Source organism: Erwinia sp., from assembly GCF_031978025.1.
In the GTDB taxonomy this organism is placed as follows: Bacteria; Pseudomonadota; Gammaproteobacteria; order Enterobacterales; family Enterobacteriaceae; genus Erwinia.
Genome location: NZ_DALZCD010000214.1, coordinates 1 through 7,598 on the forward strand (window position 1 = coordinate 1; position 7,598 = coordinate 7,598).

Genomic DNA, 7,598 nt, shown 5'->3' on the forward strand with positions numbered 1-7,598 from the left:
CGGATCGTGCGTCTCGTCCCCAAAGCACCGTGACCAACCCGGGCTGGTGGAAGTCTTTTAACGACCCCCAGTTAAACAGCCTTATCGATCGCGCTATTGCCGGTAACCTGAGCCTGCAACAGGCGGTTTTACGTATTGCCGGTTCTCGACAGCAGCTTAATCAGGCTCGTGGCGCGTGGTTTCCCACTCTTAACGGTGCCGCGTCGGCACAGCGCCAGCAGCTGGGCCTGAAGGGCGAACTGGAATCCAAAGGCGTTTACGACCAGCTGGATAATATCGGCGGGGATAGCGATGTCCGCTCGGCGCTGAACGGGCTGACTAAACCGGTTGGGCTGTATCAGGGGAGCTTTGACGCCGCCTGGGAACTGGATCTGTGGGGCAAAGTCCGTCGGCAGGTCGAGGCGGCAGGCGCGCAGCAGCAGGAATCACTGGAAAGCCGTAACGATGCGCTGGTCTCTCTGGAGGCAGAAGTAGCCCGAACTTATTTACAGCTGCGCGGCGCGCAGCTGATTAGCCAGACACTGCAAACGCAGATTGACGTCGCGCAGCAGACGCTGGAACTGACCCAAAGTCAGCAACGCAACGGCCTTGCTCCCCAGATGGATGTGGAAAACGCGCGCGCTCAGCTGCATTCTCTGCAGGCGCAGCTGCCGCAGTATGAAGCGCAAATTCATCAGGCGATGAACGGACTGGCGGTTCTGACGGGCAAGCCACCTGGCGCCCTGGATGCCGAGCTGGCCGCGCCGAAAGCGATGCCGGCCTTGCCGAAAGCAGTATCGGTCGGTCTGCCGTCCACGCTGGCACGGCGTCGTCCTGACGTGCGCCAGGCGGAGGCGAGGTTGCATGAGGCAACAGCCAATATTGGCGTTTCCGTCGCGCAACTGTTTCCCGACTTTTCGCTGACCGGGCAATTTGGGATGCGCAACACTGATGCCAGCTATCTGGATAACTGGAGCAGCCATTTCTACAGCTACGGCGCCTCGGTTTCGCTGCCTGTCTTCCAGGGCGGCAGGCTGGTATCGGGCGTCAGGCTCGCCAGAGCGGAGCAGGCCAGTGCAGCACTTGGCTACCGTCAGACCGTGCTGACCGCCTTGCAGGATGTGGAAAACGCGTTAGTCAGCTATCGCACCGACCAGCAGCAGGTTGAAGGGTTGGATCAAACGGTCGATGCGCTGCAAAACGCCTTCGATTTAGCTAATGACAGCTACGGTAAGGGGCTTTCTTCGTTTATCGACTCGCTGACCGCGCAGCGCCAGCTCTCTCAGGCGAAGCAGCAGGCCGCCTCCGCCAGGGTACAGAGCAGTCTGGATCTGGTCGCGCTTTATAAAGCGCTGGGTGGCGGCTGGGAACTTTATCAGAACGTACAGCTGCCGAATTACTCCGTTTTTGGTCCGGCGGAAAGTGGCGATACGCCGTGATGCCATAGCCCGGCTGGTGGTAACGTAATGTTGCCGCCAGCCCAGGCCTTTGTCTTTTTCCCTGTCTTATCTGACGCTAAATTCTTATCGTCTTGCCATTATTAATCCGATGCCGCCTGTCCCTTCACCAGTCTGAATGTCTGTCAGCAGCAAAAAATCCGCTGCAATCGCATCAGGTAAAATTCGGTTGAGGTATTTCCATCAAATGAAATAAAAATTTTAGTAGCATCGGTGCCCGGTTTGCTTCCGTACGCAGGCTGATAGCCGCAAAGGCGAAGAGGATCCCTTCTGTATGATACTTGCGTCACAAAAACAATCAGACCGTGAGAGCTGTGCCGCAAAATTTAATTTTCATTGTTCTTTCAAATGAAAGAAATGCACTAAGTTAAGAGCCTGGAGAATACACCAGGCGCCACGTATCCATCCTGGCAGCCTGACCTGCGAATAATGAAGAGGTCAACATTATGCCTAAAGAACAATATCTCACGCCCAATCGGGCATCGGGACCGAACAGCACGTCACGCACGGAACCCTTCGTTAAGGTAATCGCGGTGATTGCTACGCTGGGCGGCCTGCTATTTGGTTACGATACCGGCGTTATTTCGGGCGCGCTGCTGTTTATGGGCACGGAGCTGCACCTCACGCCGTTTACTACCGGCCTGGTCACCAGTTCGCTGCTGTTCGGTGCCGCCTTTGGCGCGCTGATTGCCGGCCATTTCGCTGCGGCAGCCGGGCGGAAGAAAATCATTATCGTTCTCGCCGTTATTTTTGCTGTTGGCGCCCTGGGAACCTCATTGGCACCGGATGTGCACTGGATGATTTTCTTCCGCCTGGTATTAGGCGTGGCGGTAGGCGGCGCGGCCGCAACCGTGCCGGTTTACATCGCTGAAATCGCGCCTGCCAACAAGCGTGGGCAGCTGGTGACGCTGCAGGAATTGATGATCGTTTCCGGTCAAATGCTGGCCTATATCTCTAACGCCGGTTTTAATGCTGCCTGGGGCGGTGAACAAACCTGGCGCTGGATGCTGGCCATCGCGACTGTGCCTGCCGTGGCCCTCTGGTTTGGCATGATGTTTATGCCCGATACGCCGCGCTGGTATGCGATGAAAGGGCGTCTGGCTGAGGCACGCAAGGTACTGGAACGAACCCGCGCTAAAAGTGATGTAGAGTGGGAAATGACCGAAATCGAAGAAACGCTCAGTGAGGAAGAGAACAGAAGCAAACCCAGTCTGAAAGCGCTGCGCAAACCCTGGCTGTTCAAACTGTTTCTTATCGGCATCGGCATCGCGGTTATTCAGCAGCTTTCCGGCGTCAACACCATTATGTATTACGCGCCCACCATGCTAAAAGCGGTAGGTATGAGCACCGACGCTGCCCTGTTTGCCACCATCGCCAACGGTGCAATTTCAGTGTTGATGACCTTTGTCGGCATCTGGCTACTGGGCCGTCTGGGTCGCCGGACTATGACGATGATCGGCCAGTTCGGCTGTACTGCCTGCCTGCTTTTTATTGGTTGCGTCAGCTATTTCATGCCGGAAACAATAGGTGGCCAGCCGGACATGATGCGAAGCTATCTGGTCCTGCTGGGGATGCTGATGTTCCTCAGCTTCCAGCAGGGCGCCCTGTCGCCGGTGACCTGGCTGCTGCTGTCGGAAATTTTCCCAACGCGCCTGCGCGGGATCTTTATGGGCGGCGCGGTATTCGCAATGTGGATAGCCAACTTTGTTATCTCACTGGCTTTCCCGGTGCTGCTGGCGACGGTCGGGCTTTCCGGAGCGTTCTTTATTTTCGCTTTTGTAGGCTTATTCGGGGCCGTTTTTGTTATTAAATGCGTGCCGGAAACGCGCAACCGCAGCCTGGAACAGATCGAGCACTATCTGCATGACTGGCTGAGTGACGACGTCGGGACACGAGCTATACCCGCAACGGAACGTAAAGCGGAAAGCCATTAGCGAAAACGGAAAGCTTCAGCGGGCGGCGGTGTATTCGCCGCCCCTTTTTTTTGGCATACTATGCGCTGATTTATTCCCCCATCGTAAACGAAAGGCAATCCTGTGCTAGTTTCCAGCAACGTCACCATGCAGTTTGGCAGTAAGCCGCTGTTCGAAAACATCTCTGTCAAATTTGGCGGCGGCAACCGCTATGGCCTGATCGGTGCCAACGGTAGCGGCAAGTCCACCTTTATGAAAATCCTCGGCGGCGATCTTGTGCCGTCGGCGGGCAACGTATCGCTCGACCCTAACGAGCGTATCGGTAAACTCCGTCAGGATCAGTTCGCCTTTGAGCAGTACTCCGTGCTGGATACGGTGATCATGGGCCACGGCGAGCTGTGGGAAGTGAAAGAAGAGCGTGATCGGATTTACGCGCTGCCGGAAATGAGCGAAGAAGACGGCTATAAAGTGGCCGATCTGGAAGAAAAATACGGTGAAATGGACGGCTATACCGCAGAATCACGTGCGGGCGAACTGTTGCTGGGCGTGGGCATTCCGCTGGAGCAACACTATGGCCCAATGAGCGAAGTCGCGCCAGGCTGGAAGCTTCGCGTGCTTCTGGCGCAGGCCTTGTTCTCTAATCCAGAGATCCTGCTGCTCGATGAGCCTACCAACAACCTGGACATCGATACTATTCGCTGGCTGGAGCAGGTGCTGAACGAACGTAACAGCACCATGATTATTATTTCACACGACCGTCACTTCCTGAACATGGTCTGTACCCATATGGCCGACCTGGATTACGGCGAGCTGCGCGTTTACCCGGGCAACTATGACGAGTACATGACGGCGGCCACCCAGGCACGCGAGCGTCTGCTGGCCGATAACGCCAAAAAGAAAGCACAGATCAACGAACTTCAGTCGTTTGTCAGCCGCTTTAGCGCCAACGCCTCTAAATCGCGTCAGGCCACTTCTCGTGCCAAACAGATCGACAAAATCAAGCTGGATGAAGTGAAGGCTTCCAGCCGTCAGAACCCGTTTATCCGCTTCGAGCAGGATAAAAAGCTGTTCCGTAACGCGCTGGAGCTGGCAGAGCTTACCAAGGGCTTCGATCAGGGGCCGCTGTTTAAAAAGGTGAATCTGCTGCTGGAAGTGGGCGAAAAGCTGGCGATTATCGGACCGAACGGTATCGGTAAATCCACGCTGCTGAAAACGCTGGTAGGCGAACAGCAGCCGGACAACGGTACGGTTAAATGGTCAGAAAATGCCCGCATCGGCTATTACGCTCAGGATCACGCGCACGATTTTGCGAATGACCTGACTGTATTCGACTGGATGAGCCAGTGGATGCAGGAAGGCGACGACGAGCAGGCGGTACGCAGCATTCTGGGTCGCCTGCTGTTCAGCCAGGACGACATTAAAAAGCCAGCGAAAGTGCTCTCCGGCGGTGAGAAGGGGCGTATGCTGTTCGGTAAGCTGATGATGGAAAAACCGAACGTGCTGATTATGGATGAGCCGACCAACCACCTGGATATGGAGTCCATTGAGGCGCTGAATATGGCGCTGGAAATGTACGAAGGCACGCTGATTTTCGTTTCCCACGACCGTGAATTCGTCAGCTCGCTGGCAACCCGCGTGATTGAAATGACGCCGGGCAAAATCCACGACTTCACCGGTAACTACGAAGATTATCTGCGCAGTAAGGGCATTGCCTGAGTTAAGTGAAAGGCGGGGCGCCTGCTCCGCCTTGCTGGCCCGATGAATGTCGGGTCAGATTGTCAGAAGAGCGATTTTGACAAACCACAGAAGCCTCGCGGTCAGTGCCGGGACCATCAATGTGCAGGCGATCCTGAATGAGGTCGTTAAATTCCTCGTTCATCCTGCCGGACTTTTCGTTCATCCCTCCAGGTTCTCCTTCAATCCAGCCGCACTTTTCGTTCATCCTTCCAGGTTCTCCTTCAATCCAGCCGGAATTTTCGTTCATCCTTTCAGGTTCTCCTTCAGGCAAAGCGGGCTTTCTTTCAGATTTTCCCTCAATCTTGTCGGGCTTCCTTTGAAACTTTCCCTTAATCGCACCGAAATTTCCCTTATTTCTTTTAAGCCTGACACGGGTTCGCACCTGGCTGACGACTATCTCTTATAACAGCCCGGTTCTGAGTGCCGCCACATCTGCTTTGGTGGCAAACATTACGAGCGCTAAGTACCGCAAGCTCAAGTTTCGCCTGGCACGTATCTTCTTCAGGAGGGCTGTAGCGGCATATCCCTGTTTTCTCTGCTTCCCCGGTGTTTATACCAGGCATCACGCGGGGCCGGCGGGCAAAAATGATAACCCCTCTCTCATCCTTGCGTTCTGACTCTGCCTGCAGGCCATGGTGTCGTCATTGCAGACTCGGCGTAAGGGATCATGGCGAAAGAAAAAGGGAAGGTGCGCTTTTTGGAACATTACTGGAACATTTCCACCCGATTACGGCCAGTGACTTTTGCCTGGTAAAGGGCTTTATCGGCCTTGCCGATCAGCGTCTGACGATCTTCCTGTTGGCCGCTTTGCATGACATGGAAGCCCGTGCTGATAGTGACCACTTTAGCCGCACTTTCGCTGTTACGATGGGGGATCGCCAGCTCGACCACGGCTTCTCTTATCTTTTCGGCGACCCTCATTGCCGCTTCCGGGCCGCAATCGGCCAGGATCACCGCGAATTCTTCGCCGCCATAACGTGCAATCAGATCGTCAGAGCGAAGCCCAACGTTCAGCAGCGCGTTGCCGACATATTTTAAACATTCGTCACCGGCCAGATGGCCATAGGTATCGTTGAACCGCTTAAATGAGTCTACGTCTATCATCAGCAGCGCCAGAGGCGAATGCAGTTTATTGGCCCGTTCCAGGCTGCGGTCGAGATAAAGGTCAAACTGGCGGCGGTTTGCCAGGCCGGTAAGGCTGTCCACCAGCGCCAGCGTTTGCAGCGTACGGTTCACTGCCGTCAGCCTGTCGCGTGCCGTAGCCAGCTCTTCCTGGTCGCGAATGGTATGGCCAATATTACGCAGCAGCAGCCAGCCCAGCGCGGCAATGACTATCAGCAGCAACGCGCACAGCGACAGGTAAACCACCAGCTCCGCCAGCCAGACCTGAATCAGGTGCTTTTTGTCATAGCCAACGGTAATCACCAGCGGGTAGCGTTTCAGGCTCGCATAGCCAAAAATGCGTTCGACGCCATCGAGCGCGGCTTTATAGTTTGCTGTTCCACTGGGGGCTGTTTTCAGCAAACGCGTAAACAATGGGCTGTTGGAAATATTGCGGTTAAGCAGGCTGTCTGCAAAAGGACGTATATAAAGAATATTGCCCGTATGGGTCATCAGCGCCAGCAGTCCTCTGTCGCCCAAATTGTAATAGCCAAACATTTGCCGGAAATAGTCAATGCGCAGCGTAGCCAGCAACACGCCGCGAAAAGTGCCGTCACGATTATTCAGCCGCATTGAAACAGGAATAACCAGCTCGCCAGTGCTGCGGCTGTGAATCACCTCATCTATATGCAGGCCTGGGTCATTATGCTGTTGATGGTATTTAAAATAGGCGCGGTCGGCATTGTTTCGCCGGTCAGGCATTCCCTGAGAATTCAGCACCCAGTTGCCTGCACTGTCATAGATAAACAGGCCGTGTAACTGCGGCAGCGATGCTTTCCGTTCGAGTAATAGCGTATGCAGGTAATTCTGCCGCTCGGCATCAAGACCAACCAGCGTAATACGGTCGCGTAGATCCTGCAGGGTCAGTTCGACGGGCAGCAGCGTATCTTCGGCCTGTCGCGACAGTGATTGCGATAAATTACGGGCATCGTTTTGCGTTTCATTCACAATGCGCTGCCAGATACTGTAAATCACCCAACCGTTCACCAGCACAACGGCACAGCCTATCACCAGCAAAAATATAACCAGCAGGCGACGCAGGCTCTGTATGCTGACATCAGGTTGTGGGTGGTGCTCCTCGCTCATGCAATTCTCCCTGGCGCGACGTACGCAGTGATCTAACTATAGCGTCAGCCAAAAGAATAGGTTGTTTTTACAGACTAAATGGATAAGGAATGGGCGCGCCGTTACAGAATCAGGCGCGCAAAAGAGGCTAACCGCCGCAAACTTCACAATGAGGATCTTTTGCGAGCTTAAGCGTGCGGAACTGCAACGTCATCGCATCGTACATCAGCAATTTTCCCGCCACGCTGTCGCCGTAGTGGCTCAACAGGCGAATCGCTTCCATGGC

The 7,598-nt window shown here is 54.8% G+C and carries 5 protein-coding genes and 1 pseudogene; 3 read left to right on the top strand and 3 right to left on the bottom strand.

Annotated features, from left to right (window positions below; translation table 11 throughout):
• The 3 genes from RTK32_RS15930 to RTK32_RS15940 all read left to right on the top strand — a co-directional run.
• A partial coding sequence (locus RTK32_RS15930) for an efflux transporter outer membrane subunit (protein WP_312045673.1) occupies positions 1-1,418 on the top strand: 1,418 nt, incomplete at its 5' end.
• Between the two features lie 464 nt (positions 1,419-1,882).
• Complete coding sequence (locus RTK32_RS15935) at positions 1,883-3,370, top strand: sugar porter family MFS transporter (RefSeq protein ID WP_312045675.1); 1,488 nt, start codon at positions 1,883-1,885, stop codon at positions 3,368-3,370.
• 102 nt (positions 3,371-3,472) lie between these two features.
• Positions 3,473-5,065, top strand: coding sequence for an ABC-F family ATPase (locus RTK32_RS15940; RefSeq protein WP_312045676.1), 1,593 nt, complete (start codon positions 3,473-3,475; stop codon positions 5,063-5,065).
• Between the two features lies 1 nt (position 5,066).
• Here the strand turns inward: RTK32_RS15940 and RTK32_RS15945 are convergent, their stop codons facing one another.
• From RTK32_RS15945 to RTK32_RS15955, 3 genes and pseudogenes are all read right to left on the bottom strand, one after another.
• A complete protein-coding gene (locus RTK32_RS15945; RefSeq protein WP_312045678.1) occupies positions 5,067-5,333 on the bottom strand; it encodes a hypothetical protein in 267 nt (88 codons plus the stop codon).
• Between the two features lie 458 nt (positions 5,334-5,791).
• Positions 5,792-7,333, bottom strand: coding sequence for a sensor domain-containing diguanylate cyclase (locus RTK32_RS15950; protein WP_312045680.1), 1,542 nt, complete (start codon positions 7,331-7,333; stop codon positions 5,792-5,794).
• Positions 7,334-7,460: 127 nt separating this feature from the next.
• Positions 7,461-7,598, bottom strand: a pseudogene (locus tag RTK32_RS15955) (molybdopterin-synthase adenylyltransferase MoeB); the annotation flags it as partial.

What these genes read in the sequence shown, in the direction of transcription:
- RTK32_RS15945 (WP_312045678.1), bottom strand. Translation starts at nt 5,333, where the DNA reads ATGAACGAAAATTCCGGCTGGATTGAAGGAGAACCTGGAAGGATGAAC.
- RTK32_RS15950 (WP_312045680.1), bottom strand. Translation starts at nt 7,333, where the DNA reads ATGAGCGAGGAGCACCACCCACAACCTGATGTCAGCATACAGAGCCTG.
- RTK32_RS15935 (WP_312045675.1), top strand. Translation starts at nt 1,883, where the DNA reads ATGCCTAAAGAACAATATCTCACGCCCAATCGGGCATCGGGACCGAAC.